This is a genomic window from Stenotrophomonas muris, assembly GCF_052751275.1.
The window spans coordinates 1953785-1976398 of record NZ_CP199879.1 but is presented as its reverse complement, the minus strand read 5'-3'; the positions used below and the strand labels follow the sequence as shown (position 1 = coordinate 1976398).

The 22614-nt window shown below is 63.9% G+C and carries 28 protein-coding genes and 1 pseudogene; 18 read left to right on the top strand and 11 right to left on the bottom strand.

The features are described from left to right. Nucleotides 1–271: 271 nt before the first annotated feature. Together ACUVWL_RS09080 and ACUVWL_RS09075 are read left to right on the top strand one after the other, a co-directional pair. Nucleotides 272–913, top strand: a complete 642-nt coding sequence (locus tag ACUVWL_RS09080; protein ID WP_229295571.1) for a hypothetical protein — start codon at nucleotides 272–274, stop codon at nucleotides 911–913. After that, nucleotides 903–2039, top strand: a complete 1137-nt coding sequence (locus ACUVWL_RS09075) for a helix-turn-helix domain-containing protein (RefSeq protein ID WP_065195845.1) — start codon at nucleotides 903–905, stop codon at nucleotides 2037–2039. The genes ACUVWL_RS09080 and ACUVWL_RS09075 overlap by 11 nt, the downstream gene beginning before the upstream one ends. A gap of 196 nt (nucleotides 2040–2235) precedes the next feature. On the opposite strand, the gene ACUVWL_RS09070 is transcribed toward ACUVWL_RS09075, so the two are convergent. The 3 genes and pseudogenes from ACUVWL_RS09070 to ACUVWL_RS09060 form a co-directional block, all read right to left on the bottom strand. Beyond that, nucleotides 2236–3021, bottom strand: a complete 786-nt coding sequence (locus ACUVWL_RS09070) for a site-specific integrase (RefSeq protein ID WP_445979165.1) — start codon at nucleotides 3019–3021, stop codon at nucleotides 2236–2238. Nucleotides 3022–3114: 93 nt separating this feature from the next. After that, nucleotides 3115–3264 (bottom strand): annotated as a pseudogene (locus ACUVWL_RS09065) (Arm DNA-binding domain-containing protein); the annotation flags it as partial. Continuing rightward, nucleotides 3207–3485, bottom strand: coding sequence for an excisionase (locus ACUVWL_RS09060; RefSeq protein ID WP_445979110.1), 279 nt, complete (start codon nucleotides 3483–3485; stop codon nucleotides 3207–3209). The pseudogene ACUVWL_RS09065 and the gene ACUVWL_RS09060, both read right to left, overlap by 58 nt. Nucleotides 3486–3583: 98 nt before the next feature. Here ACUVWL_RS09060 and ACUVWL_RS09055 point away from each other — a divergent pair, with 98 nt between their 5' ends. Continuing rightward, on the top strand, nucleotides 3584–4381 hold the full coding sequence (locus tag ACUVWL_RS09055) for a hypothetical protein (protein ID WP_445979109.1): 798 nt from the start codon (nucleotides 3584–3586) through the stop codon (nucleotides 4379–4381). 123 nt (nucleotides 4382–4504) lie between these two features. Here the strand turns inward: ACUVWL_RS09055 and ACUVWL_RS09050 are convergent, their stop codons facing one another. Genes ACUVWL_RS09050 through ACUVWL_RS09040 form a run of 3 tightly spaced genes read right to left on the bottom strand, consistent with a single transcriptional unit; the run spans nucleotide 4505 to nucleotide 5722 of the window. Further along, the gene (locus ACUVWL_RS09050; protein WP_445979108.1) at nucleotides 4505–4816 is read right to left on the bottom strand and encodes a hypothetical protein; all 312 of its coding nucleotides are present in this window, start codon (nucleotides 4814–4816) and stop codon (nucleotides 4505–4507) included. A gap of 2 nt (nucleotides 4817–4818) precedes the next feature. Beyond that, nucleotides 4819–5076: a hypothetical protein gene (locus ACUVWL_RS09045; RefSeq protein WP_445979107.1), complete on the bottom strand. Its 258-nt coding sequence runs from the start codon at nucleotides 5074–5076 to the stop codon at nucleotides 4819–4821. After that, complete coding sequence (locus ACUVWL_RS09040; protein ID WP_445979106.1) at nucleotides 5057–5722, bottom strand: HNH endonuclease; 666 nt, start codon at nucleotides 5720–5722, stop codon at nucleotides 5057–5059. The genes ACUVWL_RS09045 and ACUVWL_RS09040 overlap by 20 nt, the downstream gene beginning before the upstream one ends. A gap of 71 nt (nucleotides 5723–5793) precedes the next feature. Between ACUVWL_RS09040 and ACUVWL_RS09035 the strand changes: the two genes are divergently transcribed. From ACUVWL_RS09035 to ACUVWL_RS09000, 8 genes are all read left to right on the top strand, one after another. After that, nucleotides 5794–6603, top strand: coding sequence for a PLxRFG domain-containing protein (locus ACUVWL_RS09035; protein ID WP_445979105.1), 810 nt, complete (start codon nucleotides 5794–5796; stop codon nucleotides 6601–6603). Between the two features lie 263 nt (nucleotides 6604–6866). Further along, nucleotides 6867–7055 (top strand): hypothetical protein, encoded by a 189-nt coding sequence (locus ACUVWL_RS09030; protein ID WP_445979104.1) that lies wholly within the window; start codon nucleotides 6867–6869, stop codon nucleotides 7053–7055. 109 nt (nucleotides 7056–7164) lie between these two features. After that, a complete protein-coding gene (locus ACUVWL_RS09025) occupies nucleotides 7165–7905 on the top strand; it encodes a hypothetical protein (protein WP_445979103.1) in 741 nt (246 codons plus the stop codon). Nucleotides 7906–8213: 308 nt separating this feature from the next. After that, nucleotides 8214–9098, top strand: a complete 885-nt coding sequence (locus ACUVWL_RS09020) for an SOS response-associated peptidase family protein (RefSeq protein ID WP_445979102.1) — start codon at nucleotides 8214–8216, stop codon at nucleotides 9096–9098. 77 nt (nucleotides 9099–9175) lie between these two features. Continuing rightward, on the top strand, nucleotides 9176–9517 hold the full coding sequence (locus ACUVWL_RS09015; RefSeq protein WP_445979101.1) for a hypothetical protein: 342 nt from the start codon (nucleotides 9176–9178) through the stop codon (nucleotides 9515–9517). Nucleotides 9518–9554: 37 nt separating this feature from the next. Next, nucleotides 9555–10187, top strand: a complete 633-nt coding sequence (locus ACUVWL_RS09010; protein WP_445979100.1) for a hypothetical protein — start codon at nucleotides 9555–9557, stop codon at nucleotides 10185–10187. Nucleotides 10188–10256: 69 nt separating this feature from the next. Further along, entirely contained in the window at nucleotides 10257–10880 is a 624-nt protein-coding gene (locus ACUVWL_RS09005; protein ID WP_445979099.1) for a hypothetical protein, read from the top strand. A 405-nt stretch (nucleotides 10881–11285) separates the two neighbouring features. Next, nucleotides 11286–11858, top strand: coding sequence for a hypothetical protein (locus ACUVWL_RS09000; protein WP_014646803.1), 573 nt, complete (start codon nucleotides 11286–11288; stop codon nucleotides 11856–11858). Between the two features lie 26 nt (nucleotides 11859–11884). On the opposite strand, the gene ACUVWL_RS08995 is transcribed toward ACUVWL_RS09000, so the two are convergent. Together ACUVWL_RS08995 and smpB are read right to left on the bottom strand one after the other, a co-directional pair. Continuing rightward, on the bottom strand, nucleotides 11885–12316 hold the full coding sequence (locus tag ACUVWL_RS08995) for a GNAT family N-acetyltransferase (protein ID WP_014646804.1): 432 nt from the start codon (nucleotides 12314–12316) through the stop codon (nucleotides 11885–11887). After that, a complete protein-coding gene (smpB, locus tag ACUVWL_RS08990; protein ID WP_005409231.1) occupies nucleotides 12313–12816 on the bottom strand; it encodes an SsrA-binding protein SmpB in 504 nt (167 codons plus the stop codon). Before smpB ends, ACUVWL_RS08995 begins: the two co-directional genes overlap by 4 nt. A gap of 57 nt (nucleotides 12817–12873) precedes the next feature. On the opposite strand from smpB, the gene ACUVWL_RS08985 reads away from it, so the two are divergent. Continuing rightward, nucleotides 12874–13299 carry a type II toxin-antitoxin system RatA family toxin gene (locus tag ACUVWL_RS08985; RefSeq protein ID WP_032959119.1) on the top strand — a complete coding sequence of 142 codons (426 nt, stop codon included), beginning with the start codon at nucleotides 12874–12876 and terminating at the stop codon, nucleotides 13297–13299. Nucleotides 13300–13302: 3 nt separating this feature from the next. Continuing rightward, nucleotides 13303–13560 carry an RnfH family protein gene (locus tag ACUVWL_RS08980; protein ID WP_014646806.1) on the top strand — a complete coding sequence of 86 codons (258 nt, stop codon included), beginning with the start codon at nucleotides 13303–13305 and terminating at the stop codon, nucleotides 13558–13560. Nucleotides 13561–13593: 33 nt separating this feature from the next. Here the strand turns inward: ACUVWL_RS08980 and ACUVWL_RS08975 are convergent, their stop codons facing one another. Continuing rightward, nucleotides 13594–13986: an outer membrane protein assembly factor BamE gene (locus tag ACUVWL_RS08975; RefSeq protein ID WP_014036847.1), complete on the bottom strand. Its 393-nt coding sequence runs from the start codon at nucleotides 13984–13986 to the stop codon at nucleotides 13594–13596. 103 nt (nucleotides 13987–14089) lie between these two features. Here ACUVWL_RS08975 and fur point away from each other — a divergent pair, with 103 nt between their 5' ends. Further along, nucleotides 14090–14506 carry a ferric iron uptake transcriptional regulator gene (gene fur, locus ACUVWL_RS08970; RefSeq protein ID WP_014646807.1) on the top strand — a complete coding sequence of 139 codons (417 nt, stop codon included), beginning with the start codon at nucleotides 14090–14092 and terminating at the stop codon, nucleotides 14504–14506. A 63-nt stretch (nucleotides 14507–14569) separates the two neighbouring features. Here fur and ACUVWL_RS08965 read toward each other — a convergent pair whose 3' ends face one another. Continuing rightward, nucleotides 14570–15877 carry an SGNH/GDSL hydrolase family protein gene (locus ACUVWL_RS08965; RefSeq protein ID WP_445979098.1) on the bottom strand — a complete coding sequence of 436 codons (1308 nt, stop codon included), beginning with the start codon at nucleotides 15875–15877 and terminating at the stop codon, nucleotides 14570–14572. Nucleotides 15878–15974: 97 nt separating this feature from the next. Here ACUVWL_RS08965 and ACUVWL_RS08960 point away from each other — a divergent pair, with 97 nt between their 5' ends. Further along, nucleotides 15975–16892: a LysR family transcriptional regulator gene (locus tag ACUVWL_RS08960; protein WP_032959114.1), complete on the top strand. Its 918-nt coding sequence runs from the start codon at nucleotides 15975–15977 to the stop codon at nucleotides 16890–16892. A gap of 110 nt (nucleotides 16893–17002) precedes the next feature. Here the strand turns inward: ACUVWL_RS08960 and recN are convergent, their stop codons facing one another. Next, nucleotides 17003–18664: a DNA repair protein RecN gene (gene recN / locus ACUVWL_RS08955; RefSeq protein ID WP_049439215.1), complete on the bottom strand. Its 1662-nt coding sequence runs from the start codon at nucleotides 18662–18664 to the stop codon at nucleotides 17003–17005. A gap of 115 nt (nucleotides 18665–18779) precedes the next feature. Here recN and hrcA point away from each other — a divergent pair, with 115 nt between their 5' ends. From hrcA to dnaK, 3 genes are all read left to right on the top strand, one after another. Continuing rightward, nucleotides 18780–19844: a heat-inducible transcriptional repressor HrcA gene (gene hrcA / locus ACUVWL_RS08950; protein WP_010484463.1), complete on the top strand. Its 1065-nt coding sequence runs from the start codon at nucleotides 18780–18782 to the stop codon at nucleotides 19842–19844. A gap of 63 nt (nucleotides 19845–19907) precedes the next feature. Then, nucleotides 19908–20423: a nucleotide exchange factor GrpE gene (gene grpE, locus ACUVWL_RS08945; protein ID WP_014646812.1), complete on the top strand. Its 516-nt coding sequence runs from the start codon at nucleotides 19908–19910 to the stop codon at nucleotides 20421–20423. 182 nt (nucleotides 20424–20605) lie between these two features. After that, on the top strand, nucleotides 20606–22528 hold the full coding sequence (dnaK, locus tag ACUVWL_RS08940; RefSeq protein ID WP_014646813.1) for a molecular chaperone DnaK: 1923 nt from the start codon (nucleotides 20606–20608) through the stop codon (nucleotides 22526–22528). Nucleotides 22529–22614 lie beyond the last annotated feature (86 nt).

The window sequence follows — 22614 nt, the reverse complement described above, 5'->3', positions numbered from 1 at the left end:
TCTTCAAGTGCTGCAAGGCTTTTGGGGTCAATGCTGGCAAAAAGCTGGCACTAACCCTGCCCAACGGAACGGATAGTACGGCAATCTTCCTGAACAGTCACGGGCCAGGGGGTGAGCGTATTCAGTTTTCGACCGCAGTTCTCACACCCACCAAAGCCGCTTCCAAGAGAATCGCAGAAGGTTCTTGTTGACAAAGTCGGGTCTTTGGTGGAAATTTGCGGACACTAGGAGTGTCAACCAGTCCCTTCCAAACCAGAGGTTTTGTCAACTGATGGATACTGTTCAGATTCTGGAGCACTGTGGCGTTACCGAGCGTCACTGTGAAGCGCTGGGGCAAGCGGTCCCTGAAGCCTACGCGGCCCTGGCTAAATTGGCTGCCTCCACTCCGATGCTCGGCGGCTTTGTTCAAGGTCGAAGAGGTCTTAGCTATTTGAGAGACATCTCAGTCCAGCACGCATTGGAGGCGAAGGCAGCGGAGACGAGGCTCTTCTTCACATCTACTGCGTGGAATCGGCATCGCAACTACTGCTTCTTGCAACTCCAAGTTGGGCAGACCATCTTCACCACCCATTACGCAGGTGCCAACGGGAGCCGAGCGGTCCGCAAGGCCGCGTCGCGTGCCGAGCTTGTGATGCGCACGCCTGATCTGTTCGCGGCTACCGGGGAAGAGCCCGACATGAGTCTTGTGGAGAAGAGTGCCTACGTGCAGCTTGTGCACGCAGGCGTGACCAAGCCAAAATTTGTGTTGCTGCAGATCCCGAACCGTGATCAGCATGCATCAAGACTGGCGCCTCTGATTTTGGATATGCAGTCCCCTCTGAAGGGAGCTGTTGAAGAGGTGCAAGATAGGCTGAATGAGGCATTCAAGCGCAAGGCCGTAGAGCGCGCAGAGCAGGGCAATCGTGCAAGCTAAGTTTGAACCACGGCGTCTGAAGCAGGCCCGCGCGCTGCGTCGCATGACGCTGGCTGATCTGGGCGCGCGCACGGATGTGACGCGCCAGGGGTTGAGCCAGTTTGAGAACGGGGATCGCGTGCCCGCGCCTGAGACCTTGCTGCGAATCGCCGCAGAACTGGATTTTCCGATCGAGTTCTTCTGGAGGGGTGTGGGGCCTGTCGAGCGCAGCCCGCGCTCGTTGGTTCACTATCGTTCACTTCGCCGGACGCGTGACACAATCCTGGATCAGCAGCGTGCAGCTGCGGTCTTGGATATGGCTGCTGCGGTTATGGATGCGATGCAAGAGCATGTGGATTACGCTGACGCAGACATTCCGAAGATCTCGCCGGATGTCGACCCGTTATCGCTGAGCGGCGATGAGGTTGAAGAGGTTGCTAATGCGGTCCGCAAAGAGCTTGGCTTGGGATTGGGGCCAATCTCCGATGTAACGCTGTTGGTGGAGAACCGCTCGATACCTGTGATGCATTTTCCATTGCCCGACGGAATGGATGGGCTGTCGGCCTACTATGGTGAGAGGCCTTTCATCGTAGTTTCGTCCGATGCGACGCGGGATCGCTCGCGCTTGAACGTGGCGCATGAATTTGGTCATCTAGTCCTCCATGAGTCGATCTCTGTCGAAGGTGAGCTCGACATTGAGACATTCCGGTTGGTTGAAGACCAGGCTTGGCGGTTTGCGGGTGCCTTGATGCTGCCGGCTGAGTCGTTTCTAAAGGATGTCTATAGCACCTCTTTGGATGCCCTCCTGTTGTTGAAGAAGAGGTGGGGTGTCTCCGTCGCCGCAATCATTAAAAGGCTTCAGGTGCTCGGCATTCTTAACCAAGATCAGGTTAAGTATCTGAACATCCAGAAGCGCCAGAGGAACTGGAGTCGCGCAGAGCCGGGCGACGATGTTCAGAGGGAAACCTCGCGGCTGTTCCGTCGTGCTGCTGACTATTTGTCAGCTGAGGCGGGTATCCCCCTTCATCAGTTCGCTGCAGAAGCTCGGCTTCCTCTGCCAATCCTGGCAAGTGCTTTGGAAACGACTCCTGCAGAGTTGCTTCCTCCGCGGCTGGAGAATGTGGTGCAATTTCGGCCTAAGGGCTAATCGCCTCCACCTGGACTAGATCGGAAGAATGCCGCCGGGGGCTGGACCTCTCACACTGGGTTGGCTGCTGCAGAAGCGGTCAACCACACTTCGGCAGTCTTAGCACCAGCATCCGGAACCATTGATGGAATCCAGCGGCCGTACTTCTTCGCAGTGATCGTCCAGTCGCGGTGTCCCATCTGTCGAGCCACCCACATCACGTTCTCACCGGCGCTGAGCGCTTGGGAGGCGAAGGTGTGGCGCATCTGGTACGGGTAGCGGTACCGCACGCCGGCTTTGCGCAGCGCGCGCTGCGATTCGCCAGCGCGGATGCTCTGATCCGATCCCCAGCGGGCGTTGGTTCTGGGATCGTGGAAGACGAACTCGCCGCGGTGGCGGTGTGGGCCCGCTGAGCCTTCAGGGCGTCGATCGCCGGCTGCAGCAGCTGCACCTCGCGCACGCCGGACTCTGTCTTGGGTGCCTTCATCTTGCCCATGACCCAGGCGCGCCGGATCTTGACCGTGCCCTTGCGCCAGTCGATGTCCGACCAGCACAGGCCGATCATTTCCGAGGTGCGCAGGCCCGTGGCGAAGTTGAACTGGCAGTAGTTGCGGACCTGGTCCTCGCGGCAGGCGGCCAGGATTGCCTGGACTTCCTCCGGCGTGAAGGGATCGACCTCTTCACGTGCGTTGGCCTTGGCGCGGCGCTTCACCCTGAAGCCGTCTAAGGGGTTGCTGGGGATCAAGTCATCTGCCACGGCCTCATCGAGGGCGCCGCGGAGCGGGCCCAAGACGTTGTTGATGCGCTTGGCCGACGTCGCTTCGTCGAACGTGGCCACCAGCTCCTTCAGGGCGATACGGTCGAAGTCACGCAGCGCGATTGCTCCGCAGTGCGGCACCAGGATGTTCTCGACGATGTGCCGGTAGCCGATGAGGCTGCTGTGCTCGAGCTCGGGCTCCTTCTGCGCCAACCACCGGGTGAGCACCTGCTCCAGGTTGTCCAAGGCTGCAGGACGGGTAGCCACCTGGCGGGCACGCTTGCTGCTGGGAAAGTGGGTGGCGTAGTCGAACGTGCATTTTTCGATCTCGATCTTGATTTGGCCTAGTAGGTTTTCGCAGTACCGCAGGTTCCGTGCGGTCGGGGGCAGCTTCAGTCGTTCGCGGCAGCGCTTGCCGCGGTAGTGAAACGTTATCTCGATGCTGCCTTGTGTAACTGGCCGGACGCCACTCTGCCTTGGACTACCCACTCTTCGTACCCCTCCAGATCGATCAGGTTTCTTCCATCGGGCGCTTTGATGAACACCGCGCCTTCCAACCAGTCGCCACGCTTGATCTTCGAATTGATGGCGTCGACCGTGTAACCGGTCAACGCTTCGAACTGCTTGAGCGTGACGAATCTGACTGGTCGCAGGATCGCGGGGGATGCGACCCTCGACAATCCTCGCGCTGAGGGAGCCTGGATGCTCACGCGGCTCCGCCAGTAGGGCCGACGGAGTTCGCGAGCGTGCTTGACGGCCGAGCGAAGGCGCGTACTGTCAATCGGAAATGGCGTGCTCTACATGCGCGATGAGTAGTTTGGCTTTGCTCAGTTGCACGAGAGACGATGCCAGTCCTGCTTTCCGTGGTGACCAATGGTCTCTTCAATGGGCTATTGGCACCAACAACATGGTGACGTGGCAGAATGCTGGCCTTCTTAAGCGAGCTGCTGGAGCAGAAAAAGTCGTGGATCCGATTACTTCTTGTTTTGTACTTGAAACGGACTGGACGGCTTGGGGGGCCATTGGCTCGCTCGCCGCAGCTGCGGTTGCACTTCTCGTTGCTGGTTTCTCCGAGGTTCGTCGGAAGACTGAAGCGGAAGCCAAAGCCAAGGTGATCGCCCAGATCGTGCTTGAAGATCTGAGGGCTCGATACGTCAATGTCACGGCGGGACGCATCTTGCTCGAAACCAAGCCGAAATTTCCCTCGGATGAGGTGGGCTTGAGGCGGAATGCCATTGGCCTTCTGAAGTCGTTGGACCATGGAAGTCTCCCCGAGCTGGTCCCATACAGTCGTGTGCTCTCTGCTCGGACATGTGAAGATCTCGCCAAGTGTTACTCGCAAATCGGTGGCATAAGGCTGAGACAGGAGCTGATCGAAGCTGGTGTTGAAAAGAACGCAACGGATTCGAGTCAGCTTCAGCCCATTTTCATTGATGTAGCCGTTTCGTTGAAGGCACTGATTGAGTCTTTGCGTGATTGGATCGGTTCCAAAGAGAATGAGGACTTGGAGACGAGAGCAGACGATCGCGCTGAAAAAACTATGAAACGGGTCGAGACTGAAAGGCTTCTCGCTGAGATGAGGAAGCTCAGCGGCCAAGACGAGTGATTTCTCTGCAGTGGTGTCAGATTCCCTGCTGATTGTGGTGCTTTGATTCTTCAGCTGAGAAGACGAAGGGCGCCTGCCGTGACTGATGTTTAGATCGAGAATGCAGGGCAACATCGAAGCCGATCATGGCGTCTCTCCCGCCTGAGTGGGTGGGGTCTCGGAGGGGAGTTGGGCGGCCCGGAGGGCGGTTTGCCAAGCGGCTATCGGGCTGTGGTCGGCGGCGAGCAGCTGAAACAGCCCCGGCCGGTGGCCCGCGGCGATGCGGCCGCCGGCCTGCAGCACCTGGAGCACCTCCGACTTTTTTGTGAGCGGGTCTTGGCGAGGCAGATGGCGGACGTTGATGACCTTGCCGTCCACGATTCCCGCGACGGATGTGTGGTCCGGGCCCGTGGCCATGTCACGGCCGAAGGTCGTTGTGGGTTGTTTGGCGGTCATCGTCAACGCCTCTGGCCCGCCGGCAGCGAGGGAATCTGTTGGAGCTCGGCAACCGCCGCCATCAGGTTCCCGGTCTCGTGCGCCAACCGGATTGCGTCGAGCTCGACCTTCACCGCGCCGATATAGGTGGTGGCCACAATCGTCGAGGCCTTGGCGCGCTCGATGACCTGGCTCATCTTCTCGGTATTCAGGTTGTCGTCGCCCAGCAGTTCGAGCATGGCGACCAGGTGATCGCGGACGTCACTGACCTTGTTCTTCATGTTGTTGCTCCTTGGTTCGCCTCCTGACCCGGCGGGTGATCCGCGCCTTCAGGTGGACAAGCTCTTTCAGTTCCGGCGGGAATCGGTTGTGGTAGCTGTTGCGCCGCATGTTCTCGGCGAGGGTTACGGCCTCGAGGCGATCAGCAGTGATTTCGGCGGCGACCAGCGTTTTCAGCCCGGGCCGGAACACCACGATGTGTCCCTCCGGTACCGGGCCGTTTGCCACCTCCCAGACCAGGACGTGCACAGGGCGCCAGCGATTGACCGGGAACAGGGCAGGGTCGTCTGTGACCTTGCGCATCAGCACCTTCCGTTTCGGATCGACCTTCTCGGTCCCGATCGGCACGTAGTTGCGCGCCTCGCTGGCCGGCCGACCCTTCTTGAACTGGGTTTCCCGCATCCGGCCTGCATACCAGCCAGGTCGGCGCAGCCCCTTGTTCGCCGGTGTGGCCCCGGGCTTGATTCGTGACGCGATTGATCCCGGCTCCTGCGTCCCGTTCCACAGCGCAGCCAGCGGCTGGGTGTGGAAGTCCTTGGCCTTCTGCAGGCCCAGCACCGCTGCCCGCCGGTACACCGCGGCCCTGGGTCGCTCGAGGACGTGGGCGATCAGAAAAGCAGGGAACCGCGGCCAGTTGATCCGCAGCATTTCGTCCTCGTCGGCCGTCCATGGCCGGCGCGCGTTGGGGTGTGACTTCCGCGTCATGGCTCATGGATTCCATGGGGCTGCCGATGATGGGCATGATCATGGGAGCGCTGAACGGGATCCAGGCCACCTTCGGGGATGACGACGAACCTTGGGATGCCGAGACCGAGCTACGGGCTTTCCTCACCGGCATGCTGGGGCAGAGCGGGGCGGATCTGCTGCTGCACGGCCCTGCCGACAAGCTGACCGGCGCGAACATTTCCGGCCGTGTCGGACTGGACAGCCTGTGGATCCGCGACGCCGATCGGGAGCTCGACGGCCGCGGCATGTTCAACAACCTGCTCGAGCAGGCCGCGGGGCCGATGGGCGGTGTACTGAAGAACGTGCTGGTCGGCAAGCAGCAGGTCGACGAGGGCCACATCGTGCGCGGCGTCGAAACCATGCTGCCCAAGGTGCTCAAGGACATGATCAAGGCTGGCCGCTACGCCACCCAAGGCGTGAATACCCTGCGCGGCGATCCCGTAGTTGAGGATCTGTCGCCCTGGGAGATCCTGCTGCAGGCCAACGGCTTCGCCCCTGAGAAGGTGTCCCGCCAATACGAGACCACCCGCGCGCTGAAGAACTACGAGCAGCACATCCTCGACCGCCGCAAGTCGCTGGTGAACGCCTTCGCCATGGCCCTGCGCAACGGTGACGCCAGCGACCGTGCTTCGGTGCTCCGCAAGATCGGTGACTTCAACAAGGCAAATCCGGAGCTGGCCATCACCTCGAGCGGCCTGGAGCAGTCCATCAAGAACCGGGCCCGCTACAGCGCCAGGGCCGAGGCCGGCATCGTGCTCAACCCCAAGCTGGCCGCACGGCTGAATAAAGCCGTGACGGAGTGATTGGTGGAACGTAGTGGCCCCATCGGATCAGTCGAGATGAAAGCAATGTGAAGGCGCCGGCGCTGGTGCCGGCGTTACCGATACAGGGGTCAGTAACCGATGGACAAGAAGGACTCGCAGGTAGTGGCCATTGGAAAGGAGAGCAGGGGAAGGGCCAGCCCACGGAGACTGGTGCTGGTTTTCTTTCCCCTGCAACAGGCCTGGAGGTGGTGCCCAAGGCATCCAGGGGGCGGCACTCACGCCGCCACACGCTGGAGAAGGGCATGGAAGATGAGCGCCACAAAGCTCAGGTGGTCTCGATGGAGGCCTTCAGGGCAGGCCGGGTAGGGCAGATCTCCCCGGAGATGCTGGACATGTATGACCAGCTGACCCGTGACCAGCACGCGCTGGTTCGGACTTCGATCGTCCTCCTGGCCGCGCTGCGACGACGACTGGGCCTGCCGGACCTGTAAGGATCCACGGGGCTGCCACGGCGGCCCCATGTTGCCTGTGGCGCAGCTCTACTCTCGATGGTTTAGTTTGGTACGATTATTCAACTTGGCTATAGAAAAGGGCTGAAAATTGGTTGGTGAAAGCGGTCGGCGCAATCCTCACGGGCTCACGAAAAATCAGCATGTTCTGCCACGATCGTTGATTGCACGGCATGTTGATCGAGATGGATTCGTAGATTGCTTCATCGTTAAGCAGGCGAAGCAGTGCAGGCTTCGTCCCGATAATCCAATTTTCTGCGTGAATCGAGTGTGGTCACAACTTGGTGAGTCAGGGGCCACCACGAAGAAGGTGGAGGGTGATTTCAAGTTGCTCGTTGATCGGGTGGAGTCGCGGTCTGTTGAAAACCTATCTGGTTCCGATAGCCTGCTTGCTACACAATTTTATGCCCTAATAAGAGAGCGAGAGCGGCTAAGGGACGAGCCTCCCGCAAATATTCGGTTCGCGAGCGGCGAAGCTCTGGAAATTGAAGAGGATGAGCAGCAGCGGTTGGATAAGATGGGAATATTGTTCCAAAGTAATGGTGTTTTTGAATCCCGTATGGTTTCGAGTGTCCGGCTAATGGGTAGTGTGGTCTGGGCTACCCGCAACTTGGACGACGTTCAGTGGGGAGTGGTTCGTTCCACTCATCTCAACTTCGTGGTTCCAGATAGCATAGGTGAGCTTGGCTTTATTCCAATTGGTCCCCGTGAGATTTTGTTACAGGGATCTCGCAGCTTTGTCATGGATGCGAATCGTGTAAGAGATCTGAATTTGTGGATGCGTGCAAGCGCAAAGAAGTATGTCTTTTCCCGGGATCTATCAAAGACATAGTAAAGGGGTGTCGGGAAGGCCAGTATGTACGGCAGGCGCGCGATGTGCCTGCCTGAATAGCCATGGTTGGGCAGTCATCGAAATGGGGCTTGCTAGCTTTTTTGCTCGGATTAGCCCTGAGCGACCAAACGCCGCGCCCTGCAATGCGCCAGGTTGACAGGGCCAGTATTCTCATGTGTCTCGCTCCCAGAGGTGTGGTGCGGTGCGGTTGGCCCGCTCACAACTCACATCGTCATAATCCCGGCATGGTGTAATCCGGCCAGTGTTACTCCGCCCAGATCACCGCCGCCTATCAGAAGCTGGTCCGCATGACCGGCGCCACGATCTCCCTGCAGGAGTTCGCCGCGCTGCATGCCCATGATCCGTGGAAGAAGCGGCCGAAGACGCCGAAGGCGATGGATGATGCGTTCCGCGCCGGCGCCAGCCCGGCCGAGCTCGCGGTCTGGGCCGAGATCGAACAGTGGAACCGTGCCGAGGCCGCCATCCTGGAGCAGGAGCTCTTCGCGAACCGGAAGCGCCTGGCGGATGCCGAGCGCGCGCTGCAGGTGAAGGAGACCAAGAAGGCCTGGGAAGACGTGAGGATTGCTGGCAACAAGATCGACCGGGCCCTGGCGAAGCTGGCCGACCTCAAACGCTCCGAACCGAAGGGCCGCGACAGCCGGATTTTCCCCGGGGTCTACGCCCTGGTGATCATTTCCGAGGGCAGCAAGCTGGTCATCAAGCCCATGCGCTACCAGTGCCGCCTGGCGGGGAGGCCGGCCAACTATGACCAGCGCTTCCCGGGCACCTACAACGCGCGCCGGGATAGCCTGGAGAGATTCTGGGCGCCGGCATTCGGCTACACCCACGGGCTGATGGTGGTGGAGACGTTCTACGAGAACGTGGAAGGGCCGGACGGCAAGAACCAGGTGGTGCAGTTCACCCCGCGCACCGGTGAGCCGATGCTGGTGGCCTGCCTGTGGTCACACTGGTCGGACCCCGCGGGGAAAGAGCCCGATCTGCTGTCGTTCGCGGCGATGACCGATGATCCCGAGCCCGAAGTCACTGCGGCCGGCCATGATCGGACGATCATCAACATCAAGCCCGAGTACGTCGACGCCTGGCTCAATCCGGACCCGGCTGACCTGGCCGCGTTGTATCGGATCTTCGACGACAAACGGCACCCCTTCTACGAGCACCAGCTCGCTGCATAGGAGGGGAGCGACAGTGGCGTGGCAATAGAGTGCTCACAATCGCAGCTGCTGCGACCGCCATTCGTATCCTGCCGGCCATGCCGCTTCCCGACTCCTTCTACTGGACCACACGCTCTGCCAGCAGTCCGGGCGATCCGCTGACCGTGATCGCCTGCGAAGTCTGGATCGTCGCCCTGTCGCAGCGCGTGGACGATGGTTCCTGGGTGGTAACCCTTGATCGACACAGAAATGGTACTGGCGGACCGTGGCGCCGCTGCAGCAGCTACGATCAGGGCCGCGCTGGCGCCGAGCTCTGGGTGGCAAGGCACGAGGCTCGATTGCGGGAAGACGTCGCCAAGATCACGACCTGGCGAGCAGCCGTGCGGGCAAACAGGCTGGCCAAGGTGGGCACCGATCCACCGTTCGGGTGGATGGGATAGCGAGGCGTGGAGACCCTTCACTCTCGATCAGCGTTGAATGCAGCTCGGTTTCTTGGCAAGCACGCCTCTGCTAGAGTTCCTGAACGAAATGCAGGGAGCACTCATGTCCGGACGATGGCAAGGGATGGCATTTGCAGTCGCCGCAGTGGTGATTGCTTGCGGCACAGCATGGGCGGGATATTGGATGGGCTTTGCCGGGCATCTACCGAGCGACGCCCTGTTGCAAGCAGATCGCCACGTCGCTGGCTTGCTGAAGGCAGCAGCCCTCTTCACGCCACTGTTCGTCCTCTACTTGACGTGGAGGAACTGGCTGACCGCCCGACACAAGATCAAGGTTGATTTGTTCGATCGACGTTGGAGTCTCTGGCGCGAAGTGGAGCGAATCTACTCCGAATCAATAGAGGGGCGCGAATTCACCAGGCCGCTGCGGATGAGTGCCCTTCACGCTTCCTGGCAGGCGCAGTATCTCTTCAGTGACGCTGCCGGAGAATATCTGCGCAACAGCTTCTTCGCGGATTTAGATGCATGGTCGCTGGAAATGAAACGATCGGTTGAACCCGGCCAAGAGGCTGAATGGTCGAAACGGGTGGACGAGCTGAACGTTAGACTGGGCAAACATCCATTCCGGTTTCACGAGGTGGTTGGCCAGCAGATGACGATCCGAGAGTAGCGTCCAGAGGGCCGCGGTGAACGGCCGGAGCTTCAGGTGGGATGGCAGAAGGTCCTAGGAGAATTGAGGATGCTGGAAGCTCTCTTCGTGGCGACGGTCAGAGTCTCGTGCGCGGCCACAGGTGCCAATGATGCCTACGACTGGAAATGGCTGGTGCCGGTGATCACCCTGATCCTGGGCTTCGTTCTGAAGTGGTTTCAGGACTACCTGACGGAGAAGGGGCGAAGAAGACACGACAAGGAACTGCGACGTGAGCAGCGATATGACGTGCTGCGGATGAGGCGCTTGGAGGCTGAGCGTGCAAATCTGCTGACGCTGCAGCCCATGGTCACCCATCTTGTGCGGCAGTGTTCACTGTGTCACATGGAGCGCGTTCTGGCGGCATCCTCACCCGATTCATCAGGGTGGGAAAAGAGTCGCATTTCGAAAGATCTCAACGAAGATTTTCGAAAAGCGTTGGCTGACCTTGTTCCGCTTAGAGCACGACTTCACTCGTCGGATGTGTCGACCCTTCTTGATGCCCTCATTTCAGACGTGGTCGAAACCCAGTCGGTACGAACTGGGCAAGAGCAAGCTGAGGAAATCTGGTTCGGCCTGTCGGACAAGTACGAGGAACTGCAGAAGCTGATCGGCAATCACATCAGAGCGTTGGAAGACGAGAACCAGCAACTCGGAGATCCGCCGGCGCGGTGATCGCAGCTGGGTGCCAGCTTCAAAAGCTGGCGGAAAAGCTGGCATGTTGCTGCCAATCCATGCCCATTCCTGACCATGCGGCAGTTATGAGCAAAAAAGCCCATCAAGCTAAGGCACTGATGGGCTTCATTATTTCTGGGTTTTGGAAACCGGCGCCGATGGCGTCACGGGGACAATGCACCCCCGGTTTCTTCAAGTTCTGCAAGGTACAAGGCCTGTTTCGTGTCGCCACGGCCAGTGCCTGCCCAACGCTGCCAATGCTACGCCAAAACAGCTGAACAGTCACCGTGGCAATCCACAACATGTTGTAGAGCCAGCGGCATAGCGGATTGGTAACGTCATTGGCACGAATTTGCGACACACTGGCGGCGACCATCCGGGCCAGGACAGACACGGAGACTGTGGGTGACCGATGCAAGCCAACAACGCAGCCTGCGGCAGCTGATCGGGCCGGTCGGTGCCGACTACCAGCGGCGCGCCCTGCCGCCCGGCTGGGTCTGGGCGGTGCTGGCGGTGTTGCTTGCGGCCACCGCGCTGACCGAGCTGCCGGCGACTGCGGCCGCGGCATTGGTGGCCAGTGCGGTGGTTGTGCACTGGTCGCAGCGCGGTCGCATCCATTGGCTGGGCTGGCGCCTGCCGGGCCTGGCCGTGTTGGCGGCCCTGCTGTGGGGGCCGGAAGTGCTGTCGCAATGGTTCGAGCACGGGCTGGCCGTGGTCCTGATGTCGCTGGCCAGCCTCAGCATCGGCGTGCATGTATGGCAGGCGCGACAGATGGCGCGGCAGCTCCAGGGCGCGGCCGATTCGCTGGATGACGCCCAGCTGCTGGCCCTGCTGCCGGCCGACGCGGCCCAGCTGGCGCAGCGGTGGCGCGCCGGCGATGACCGGCATGCGCCGGAACTGGCAGTGGTGATGCACCTAGCCGTGATGCACGCAGCGCTGGCACCGCGCATGCGCGGGCAGGGCGTGCTGGCAGGGTGACCGGTCGGCGGTTTCCGCGGCCGCGGTCAGGAACCTGACAATGGCTTGCGCAGGTAGATCCGCTCGTGCCCGGGCGGGCAATCGGGCAGCCGCCCATAGACGGTGTAGCCCTGCCGCAGGTAGAAAGCTTCGGCCTGCCAGTCGAAGGTATCCAGCATCACGTTGCGGGCGCCAAGCTGGCGCGCGGCGGCTTCTGCTTCCGCCAGCAGGCGCTGGCCGATGCCTTGCCCGCGCAGTTCCGGATCCACCCACAGCACATGTACCTGCAGCCAGCCGGCACAGACGTCGGCCAGCACACCACCGCGCAGCGCGCCGTGCTCGTCATGCCAGGCCAGGCGGACTGGAGTCTCATCGAGTGAATCGCCGCCGTGGGCCTGGTTGAAGGCCAGCAGGCGCGCGCACAACGTGCGCGTTTCATCGGCGCTGGCAGTCACCATGGCGCCGATGGGGGCGGTCATGCGTCGCGGTTGCCGCGACGCATCACACGCTGCTTCTCGATCGCCCAGTCGCGGTCCTTGGCTGCATCGCGCTTGTCGTGGGTCTGCTTGCCCTTGGCCAGCGCGACTTCGAGCTTGATCTTGTTCTTGCTCCAGTACATCGCAGTGGGCACGATCGTGTAGCCATCGCGCTCGACCTTGCCGACCAGCTTGTCGATCTCGCTCCGGTGCAGCAGCAGCTTGCGCTCGCGCCGGTCATTGGCCACCACGTGGGTGGAGGCCTGGATCAACGGGGTGATCTGCGCGCCGATCAGGAAGATCTCGCCGTGCTTCACATAGGCGTAGGCGTCGATGATGTTGCCGCGGCCAGCGCGGATCGACTTCACCTCCCAGCCCTGCAGGGCCAGGCCGGCCTCGAAGCGCTCTTCGATGTGGTACTCGTGGCGGGCACGCTTGTTCAACGCGATGGTTTTGTTGGCCGTCGCGCTCTTTGCTTTATCCTTGCCGCTGTTCTTGCTCATTTCCGTATTGTCTCCGATTCGGGCCCGCCCGGTCGATTGCCGAAACGTCCTGTATTCATGCCTACTATCCGCCGCAGCGCCCTGGTCGAACATTCGGCCGCGCGCATGTTCGACCTGGTCAACGACGTCCAGGCCTATCCGCGCCGTTTCCGCTGGTGCTCGGCTGCCCAGATCCTGGAGCAGGGCGAGGACCGGCTGGTGGCGCGCCTGGACCTGGGCCTGGGCTCGTTCAGTACCTGGTTCCAGACTGAAAACACCCTGCAGCGCCCGCACAGCATCGACATGCAGCTGCGCGATGGCCCGTTCAAGCAGCTGCACGGCCGCTGGGAATTCCATGCGCTGGCCGAGGATGCGTGCAAGGTCACCCTGACCCTGGAGTTCGAACCCAGCTCGCGCCTGCTCGGTCCGGCCCTGGCGATCGGCTTCCAGGGACTGGCCGATCGCATGGTCAATGATTTCGTCCGCGTCGCCGACGAGGGCTGAGCGATGATCGAGGTCGAGGTGGTGCTGGCCTGGCCGGAGCGCGTGCTGTCGCGCCACCTGCAGCTGGAAGAGGGAGCGACCGTGGCCGACGCCATCGCCGCCGCTGCGCTGGAAGGTAGTGCCGACTGTCCGGCCGCCGCGGTGCATGGCGTGCTGGCCCGTCCACAGCAGGCGCTGCTGGACGGGGACCGCATCGAGCTGCTGCGCCCGCTGCTGGCCGACCCCAAGGACAACCGCCGGCGTCGCGCGCTCGGCGGTTGATCCCGGCAACCCGTCCCTGCGGACGGGCAGGCCTCAGCGGCCCTTCTTCTTCTTGTCCTTCGGCAGGTTGCGGCCGAACTGGCGCACCGTCTGCTGGGCCAGGGCCTTGTCGTTGCCCGGGAAGTAGTCGCCTTCCCAGCGGGTAACGGCGTCATTCTCGAAGAACACCACGAAGTTCTTCACTTCGGTGCGGCCGAGGCGGTTCACGCGCTGGCTGGAGGTGTAGTCCCAGCGCTGGGCGTGGAACGGGTCGGGGATGGACGGGGTGCCCAGCAGCGCGGTGACCTGCTGCTTGCTCTGCCCGACCTGCAGCTTGGCCACGGCATCTTCCCGGATCAGGTTGCCCTGATAGATGGGTTGCTTGTAGATGATGCCGCACCCGGTGGTGGACAGGGCGACGGCGGCGACCAACAGGAGATTGCGCATCGGGACTGGCGGTTGGGGAAATCAAACCGATGATACACTCCCGGCGTGCCACCGCGACCCAATCCGAGGCAGCTGGCGCTAAATCGCCAATGAACGGAGACCTATGGAAACCCACGACCTGCGTAAAGTCGGCCTGAAGGTGACCCATCCGCGGATGCGGATCCTGGCGCTGCTCGAACAGCGCAATGCCCAGCACCACCAGCACCACATGACCGCCGAGGACATCTACCGCCAGCTGCTCGAGCATGGCGACGAGATCGGCCTGGCGACGGTCTACCGGGTGCTGACCCAGTTCGAGGCCGCCGGCCTCGTGCTCAAGCACAATTTCGAGGGTGGCCAGGCCGTTTACGAGCTGGACCGTGGTGGCCACCACGACCATATGGTCGACGTGGACAGCGGCAAGATCATCGAATTCGAAAGCCATGAGATCGAGGAGCTGCAGCGCAAGATCGCGGCCGATCACGGCTATGAGCTGGAAGAACACTCGCTGGTGCTCTACGTGCGCAAGAAGCGCAAGTAGGCCGTTCCGGCCAGCCGCTAGCGACGAAACCCCGGGCTTGCCCGGGGTTTTTCGTTGCCGGGGTCAGGGCCCTTTCCCTCCAGGAAAGGGGGCCGGCCCCGGGCGCTCTGCGGGGTCGGATCCCTTTGCGCCAGCAAAGGGCTCTGACCCCTTGCAATCGAGCAGGATCTCCAGGTCCACCGCCTCGGCCATCGCCCGGTTGCCGGCATCCCCCGGGTGGAGGTGGTCGCCGGAGTCGTAGGCGGCGGCCATCCGTGACGGATCGGCCGGGTCGCGCAGCGCCGCGTCCAGGTCGATCACCGCGTCGAACGGGCTGTTGCTGCGCAGCCATGCATTGAGCTGTTGGCGCAGGGCCTCCTTGTCCGGGTGGTAGTAGTCGTCCAGCGGCGTGCCGGGCAGGGCGCCCGCGAACGGCATCAGGGTGGCGCCGAATATGCGTAGACCCCGCCGGTGGGCCTGTTCGGCCAGGGCACGATAGCCGGCCTGCAGCTCGGGCAGGCTGGGCCGGGGCTGCGCGCGGGCGAAGGCAGTACCGGGCCAGCTGATGTCGTTGATGCCGATCAGCACGATGACGCTGGCGACGCCGGGCTGATCCAGTGCGTCACGCCGCAGGCGGGCCAGAACCGACTCGCCCATGCCGTCGCTCAGCAGCCGATTGCCGGAAATGCCCGCGTTGACCACCGCGACGCCGCGCGGTGCCAGACGCGCGGCCAGATGGTCGGTCCAGCGCTGGTCCTGGTCGAGGCTGGCGGTGGCGCCGTCGGTGATCGAGTCGCCAATCACCACCACGCTACGCGCACTGGCGGCGGCCTCGACCTCGATCCCGGTGAGGAACAGGCGTGCGGTAGTGGAACTGGCACCCTGCAGGTCGCGCGCCCGGGCCTGATTGCCGCCGGCGATCCAGCTGGTCTGGCGGCCGTCCCAATGGAACGCCTGCACCGGCGTCGGCCCCGGCACGAAGACGCTGACCTGCAGCGCCTGGTGGTCTTCCGTGGCCACCGCCAGCGGATCGCTCAGCCGTTCCTGACCGGCACCGATCAACACCCCAGGCTGGCCGTCGAAGCTGAGCGGTTGCGGGGTGGCGCCCGCGCCCGCGGCCACGCTGGCCGCCCCGATCCGCAGCGGCTGGGTGCCGTAGGCATTGCTCAGCCGCACCCGCAGCCGGGACCCGCCCAGGCTGATGCGCGCGGTCTGGCGGAAGGTCTGGTCCTGCAGCGTGGCCGGAACCAGGGTCGGGAACAGGAAATCCGCGTCCCAGACCGGTTGCGGGCTGGCCTGCCAGCTGGCGACCCAGTGCGGGGCGGATGCGGCACTGGCGACGCCGGACAGGGCGAGCAGGGCGGTGGCGGTGAGCTGGCTCAAGCGGTTCATCGGGCAATCCAGGTGGGAGGGAACGCCATGGTGATTCCGGGGTCATCTGTGAACTAGACTGCGTATGGACAATCATCTGTGAACTGGATTCATCGCCATGGCGCGACCCGACATCAACCGATCCGGCGAACTGGAAGTGTTCGTGCGGGTGATCGAGACCGGTGGCTTCTCCGCCGCCGCACGCACCCTGGACATGACGCCGTCAGCAGTGAGCAAGCTGGTGGCCCGGCTGGAGCAGCGGCTGGGTACGCGCCTGCTGCAACGCTCCACCCGCCAGCTGCAGCTGACCCCGGAAGGCTGCGCGTTCTACGAGCGCGGCCTGCGCGTGCTGGCCGACCTGGAGGAGGCCGAGCGCTGTGCCAGTGCCCATGCCGAGCCGCGCGGACGGCTGCGGGTAAACTCCAACGTGCCGTTCGGCCAGCATTTCCTGCTGCCGCTGCTGCCGGCATTCCTCGAACGCAACCCGCAGGTAGGCGTGGACCTGACCCTCAATGACGAGGTGATCGACCTGCTTGAGCAGCGCACCGACGTGGCGGTGCGGGCCGGTCCACTGAAGAGCTCCAGCCTGGTGGCGCGGCGGCTGGGTGCGACGCGGATGATGATCGTGGCTGCACCGGCCTACGCGCAGCGGCACGGGCTGCCACGCACTGCCGAGGAGCTGCAGTCGCACAACCGGTTGGATATCGGCCATGCGCGCGCGATGCAGGGCTGGCCATTGTTGCAGGACGGGCGCGAACGCATGCTGCTGCCCAGTGGCAACGCGCGCGCCAGCAACGGCGATGCGCTGCGCCAGCTGGTGCTGGGTGGGCTGGGCATGGCGCGGCTGGCAGCATTCCAGGTGCAGCAGGACATTGCCGCCGGGCGCTTGCTGCCGGTGCTGGAGGACGCCAATCCCGGTGACCTGGAAGAGGTGCACGCGGTGTTCCTGGGGCAGGGCGGCTACCTGCCGCTGCGGGTGCGCGCGTTTCTTGATTTCCTGGTGGAGAACGTCGATCTGACGCAGCCACAGGGGTAGTGCCGGCCGCTGGCCGGCAACCTCATGATCTTCATCCACCCGCATCAGGGTGCCGGCCAGCGGCCGGCACTACCGTGCGGAAGCCGAGCCAATGCTCGGCTCGGCCGGCGTTACACCTGCAGCAGCTTGCGTGCGGCGGCGCGCGCTTCCTTGCTCACTTCCACGCCGCCGAGCATGCGCGCCAGTTCTTCCTCGCGCGCCTTGCTGTCCAGCTTTTCCACTGCGCTCTGGGTCATGCCTTCCACCGGGGCCTTGCTGACCCGGTAATGGGCATGGCCCTTCGAGGCGACCTGCGGCAGGTGGGTCACGCACAGCACCTGGCGCTTCTCGCCAAGGGCGCGCAGCTTCTGGCCGACGATGTCCGCCACCGCGCCACCGATGCCGGAGTCGACTTCGTCGAACACCATGGTCGGCACTGCATCCAGGTCCAGCGCGGCCACTTCGATGGCCAGCGAGATGCGCGAAAGTTCGCCACCCGAGGCCACCTTGCGCAGGGCACGCGGTGGCTGCCCGGCATTGGCCGCCACCAGGAATTCCACGCGCTCGGCACCCTGCGGGTCGGGCTTGCCGGCGTCCTGCGGTTCCAGCTCGATCAGGAACTGGCCGCCGCCCATGCCCAGCTCGGCGATGATGCCGGTGGTGGTGGCCGACAGCTCGGCAGCGGCGGCGCGGCGGCTGGCGGTCAGCAGCCCGGCCTGCACGCGCCACGCCGCAGCGGCCTTGTCGATCTCGCCGGCGAGGCGCTGCAGGCGTTCGTCAGCACCACGCAGCTGTTCCACTTCGGCGTGCATGCGCTCGCGCTGCGCGCCCAGCTCGTCCATCGGCACACGGTGCTTGCGGGCCAGGTCGTGCAGGCGGCCGAGGCGACGCTCGTTCTCCTCGAACTGTTCCGGGTCGGCGTCGAGGTCGTCATGCACGCGGTCCAGCAGCGACAGGGCTTCGTGCAGCTGGATCGAGGCATTCTCGATCAGGCCGTCGACCTCGCCCAGGCGCGGGTCGTGTTCGATCAGGCGCGACAGCTCGTGGCGCACCTGCTGCAGCAGGTCCAGCGCGGAACTGCCGTCGTCGCCATTGAGCTGGTTGCTGGCCGCCTGGCAGGCACTCAGCAGGGCACTGGCATGGGCCTGGCGGCGGTGGCTGGCGCCCAGCGCGGCAATCGACTCCGGTTCCAGGTCTTCGCGGTCCAGTTCGCGCAGCTGGTGCTCCAGGAAGCCGATCCGGTCACTGACGTCGCCCTGCTGCGACAGCGCCAGCGATTCATCGACCAGCGCCTGCCAGGCCGCAGCGGCGCGGCGCACCTGGCGGCGCTCGTCCTCGTTGCCGGCATAGGCGTCCAGCAGGGCCAGCTGCGACGGGCGCGTCAGCAGGGCCTGCTGTTCGTGCTGGCCGTGGATCTCCACCAGCAGCGAGGCCAGGTCGGCCAGCTGGGCCAGGGTCACCGGGCGGCCGTTGATCCAGGCCCGCGAGCCGCCATCGGCACGGATCACGCGGCGCAGCTGGCACTGCTCCTCGTCGTCCAGCTCGTTGTCGGCCAGCCACTGGCGCGCGGCCTGCAGCTGGTCCAGCGCGAACTCGGCCGACAGCTCGGCGCGCGCGGCGCCGTGGCGGACCACGCCGCTGTCGGCGCGCAGGCCGGACAGGAAGCCCAGCGCGTCGACCATCAGTGACTTGCCGGCGCCGGTCTCGCCTGAAACCACGGTCATGCCTGGCCCGAACTCCAGTTCGGTGGCGCGGACGACGGCGAAATCCTTGATCGAAAGATGTCTGAGCATGGGTAAGGGGGTGTCAGCAGCCGCGCAACGCTAGCACGCGGGCGCGGGAGGTCCAATGACTTGCCAAGGTGATCCGCCGCCATTATCTAGTGTCCGTGTCTCACAGGTTGATTCCATGCACGGTTCTCCCGACCAGCTTGCCCCGCGTGCGCGCCATCTGCTGCGCACGCTGATCGCGCGTTACATCCAGGACGGTGAGCCGGTCGGCTCGCAGACGCTGGCGCGCGTGGCCGGGCTGGAGGTCAGTCCGGCCACCATCCGCAACATCCTGGGTGACCTGGAAGACCTGGGGCTGCTGGCTTCGCCGCACACCTCGGCCGGGCGCGTCCCGACCGCACATGGCTACCGGGTGTTCGTCGACAGCCTGCTGCAGATGCAGCCGCCGGGCGAAGGCGAGCTGGCCCGGCTGCGCCAGGAACTGGCCGGCGGCGGCAGCACCCAGGCCCTGCTTGGCAGCGCCTCGGAGCTGCTGTCGGCGATGAGCCACTTCGTCGGCGTGGTCAGCGCCCCGCGGCGCGAGCAGTTCGCGTTCCGCCAGATCGATTTCGTGGCGCTGGACGGGCGCCGGGTGCTGGCGATCCTGGTGTTCGCCGACAACGAGGTGCAGAACCGGGTCATCGAGACCCGCCAGGAGTTCGCGCCGGGCCAGCTGGAACAGGTCGCCAACTACCTCAACGCGCATTTCGCCGGCCTGCCGATGGCCGAGATCCGCACCCGCCTGCTGCTGGAACTGCGTGATGCCCGTTCGGAGCTGGAGCAGCTGCTGGCGCACAGCATCGAGCTGGCCGAGCAGGCCCTGCAGCCGGCGGCCGACGACATGCTGGTGGCCGGGCAGACCCGTCTGATGGGGGTGCAGGACCTGTCCGACCTGGAGCGGCTGCGCGAGCTGTTCGAGCTGTTCTCCAGCAAGCGCGAGATCCTGCAGCTGCTGGAGCGGACCATCCAGGCGCCCGGCGTGCGCATCTTCATCGGCGAGGAGACCGGGATGATGCCGCTGCAGGGCGTCTCGCTAGTCACTGCCCCTTACACGGCCAATGGCCAGGTGCTGGGCGTGCTGGGCGTGATCGGCCCCAAGCGGATGGCCTACGACCGGATGATCCCGCTGGTCCAGGCTACTGCCGATGTACTCGGCGCGGCGTTTTCGCCAGCCGGGCGCACTCCTGGAACATCCGACGCTTGAAACGCAGCATCCCGCCCACACTAGGGTGGGTGGAGGCGGAGACTGACCGCCAGGGACCCAGACATGAACCACGAACATCCAGATATCGAATCCCAGCAGACTGCCGCCGATGCGGCCGCCGCCGCCGGCGTCAACGACGAAGTGGAGCGCCTGCGCGCCGAGGTCGAGCAGATCAAGGCCGATGCGCTGCGTGAGCGCGCCGACCTCGAGAACCAGCGCAAGCGCGTTGCCCGTGACATCGAGCAGGCCCGCAAGTTCGCCAACGAGAAGCTGCTGGGCGAGCTGCTGCCGGTGTTCGACAGCCTGGATGCCGGCTTGAAGGCGGCCGGCGATGACCCGCATCCGCTGCGCGAGGGCCTGGAGCTGACCTACAAGCAGCTGCTGAAGGTTGCCGCCGACAACGGGCTGGTCCTGCTGGACCCGATCGGCCAGCCGTTCAACCCGGAACACCACCAGGCCATCAGCCAGGTGCCGGCCCCAGACGCCGCCCCGGGCAGCGTGGTGACCGTGTTCCAGAAGGGTTACCTGCTCAACGAGCGCCTGCTGCGGCCGGCGCTGGTGGTGGTGGCCGCCGACTGACCCCTCCAGGGCCGGAAGGCGGGAATGTCCCGTCACCCGGCCCGACGCTGAACGCGCCGGGCGACCGGAAACACAGCGTTCGGGAGATGGCTTGAATGTTCCACGAGCCTCCCCCACATCGTATTCATCCACCGGCCGAACGGCCGGACTGACCCCAACAAGCATCCTCAGGAGTCTCCCCCATGGGCAAGATCATTGGTATCGACCTCGGCACCACCAACTCGTGCGTGGCGATCATGGACGGCGGCAAGGCCCGCGTCATCGAGAATTCGGAAGGCGATCGCACCACCCCGTCGATCGTCGCCTACACCAAGGACGGCGAAGTCCTGGTGGGCGCCTCGGCCAAGCGCCAGGCCGTCACCAACCCGAAGAACACCTTCTACGCGGTGAAGCGCCTGATCGGCCGCAAGTTCACCGACGCCGAAGTGCAGAAGGACATCGCCCACGTCCCGTACAGCATCCTGGCCCATGACAACGGCGATGCCTGGGTGTCGACCAGCGATGGCAAGAAGATGGCCCCGCAGGAAATCTCGGCCAAGGTGCTGGAGAAGATGAAGAAGACCGCCGAGGACTTCCTCGGTGAGAAGGTCACCGAAGCGGTCATCACCGTGCCGGCCTACTTCAACGACAGCCAGCGCCAGGCGACCAAGGATGCCGGCCGCATCGCCGGCCTGGACGTCAAGCGCATCATCAACGAGCCGACCGCGGCCGCGCTGGCCTATGGCCTGGACAAGGGCGACAACAAGGATCGCAAGATCGTGGTGTACGACCTGGGCGGCGGCACCTTCGACGTCTCGGTGATCGAGATCGCCAACGTCGACGGCGAGAAGCAGTTCGAAGTGCTGGCCACCAACGGCGACACCTTCCTGGGCGGCGAAGACTTCGACAACCGCGTCATCGAGTACCTGGTTGAAGAATTCAACAAGGACCAGGGCATCGACCTGCGCAAGGATCCGCTGGCCCTGCAGCGCCTGAAGGACGCTGCCGAGCGCGCCAAGATCGAGCTGTCCAGCGCCCAGCAGACCGAAGTGAACCTGCCGTACGTCACCGCTGACGCCTCGGGTCCGAAGCACCTGAACATCAAGCTGACCCGCGCCAAGCTGGAAGCACTGGTGGAAGACCTGATCAAGAAGTCGATCGAGCCGTGCCGCGTCGCCCTGAACGATGCCGGCCTGCGTTCGAGCGACATCAGCGAAGTGATCCTGGTCGGTGGCCAGACCCGCATGCCGAAGGTGCAGCAGGCGGTGACCGAATTCTTCGGCAAGGAACCGCGCAAGGACGTCAACCCGGACGAAGCCGTGGCACTGGGCGCTGCGATCCAGGGCGGCGTGCTGGGCGGCGACGTCAAGGACGTGCTGCTGCTGGACGTGACCCCGCTGTCGCTGGGTATCGAAACCATGGGCGGCGTGTTCACCAAGATCATCGAGAAGAACACCACCATCCCGACCAAGGCCTCGCAGGTGTTCTCCACCGCCGAGGACAACCAGTCGGCCGTGACCGTGCACGTGCTGCAGGGTGAGCGCGAGCAGGCCCGCTTCAACAAGTCGCTGGCCAAGTTCGACCTGTCCGGCATCGAGCCGGCTCCGCGTGGCCTGCCGCAGGTGGAAGTGTCCTTCGACATCGACGCCAACGGCATCCTGCACGTGTCGGCCAAGGACAAGAAGACCAACAAGGAACAGAAGGTCGAGATCAAGGCCGGTTCGGGTCTGTCCGAGGAAGAGATCGCACGCATGGTCGCCGACGCGGAAGCCAACCGCGAAGAAGACAAGAAGTTCCAGGAGCTGGTGCAGGCCCGCAATCAGGCCGATGCCCTGATCCACGGCACCCGCAGTGCCATCACCGAGCACGGCAGCAAGGTCGGCGGCGATGTCATCGGCAAGGTCGAGGCGGCCCTGGCCGACCTGGAAACCGCGATGAAGGGTGACGACAAGGCACAGATCGAAGCCAAGTCGAAGGTGCTGGAGGAAGCCGGCCAGTCGCTGTTCGCCGCTGCTTCGGCCGACCAGGGCGGTGCCCCGGGTGCCGACGCCGGCAACGCCGGCAAGGCGCAGGACGACGTGGTCGACGCCGAGTTCACCGAAGTCAAGGACGACAAGAAGTCCTGATCCGGACCGACACGGGACGCTGGCCATCAGCGTCCCGTTGTCGCATCAGGGTCCTGACCGCCCACCGGCGTGTCGGGGCGCCCGAC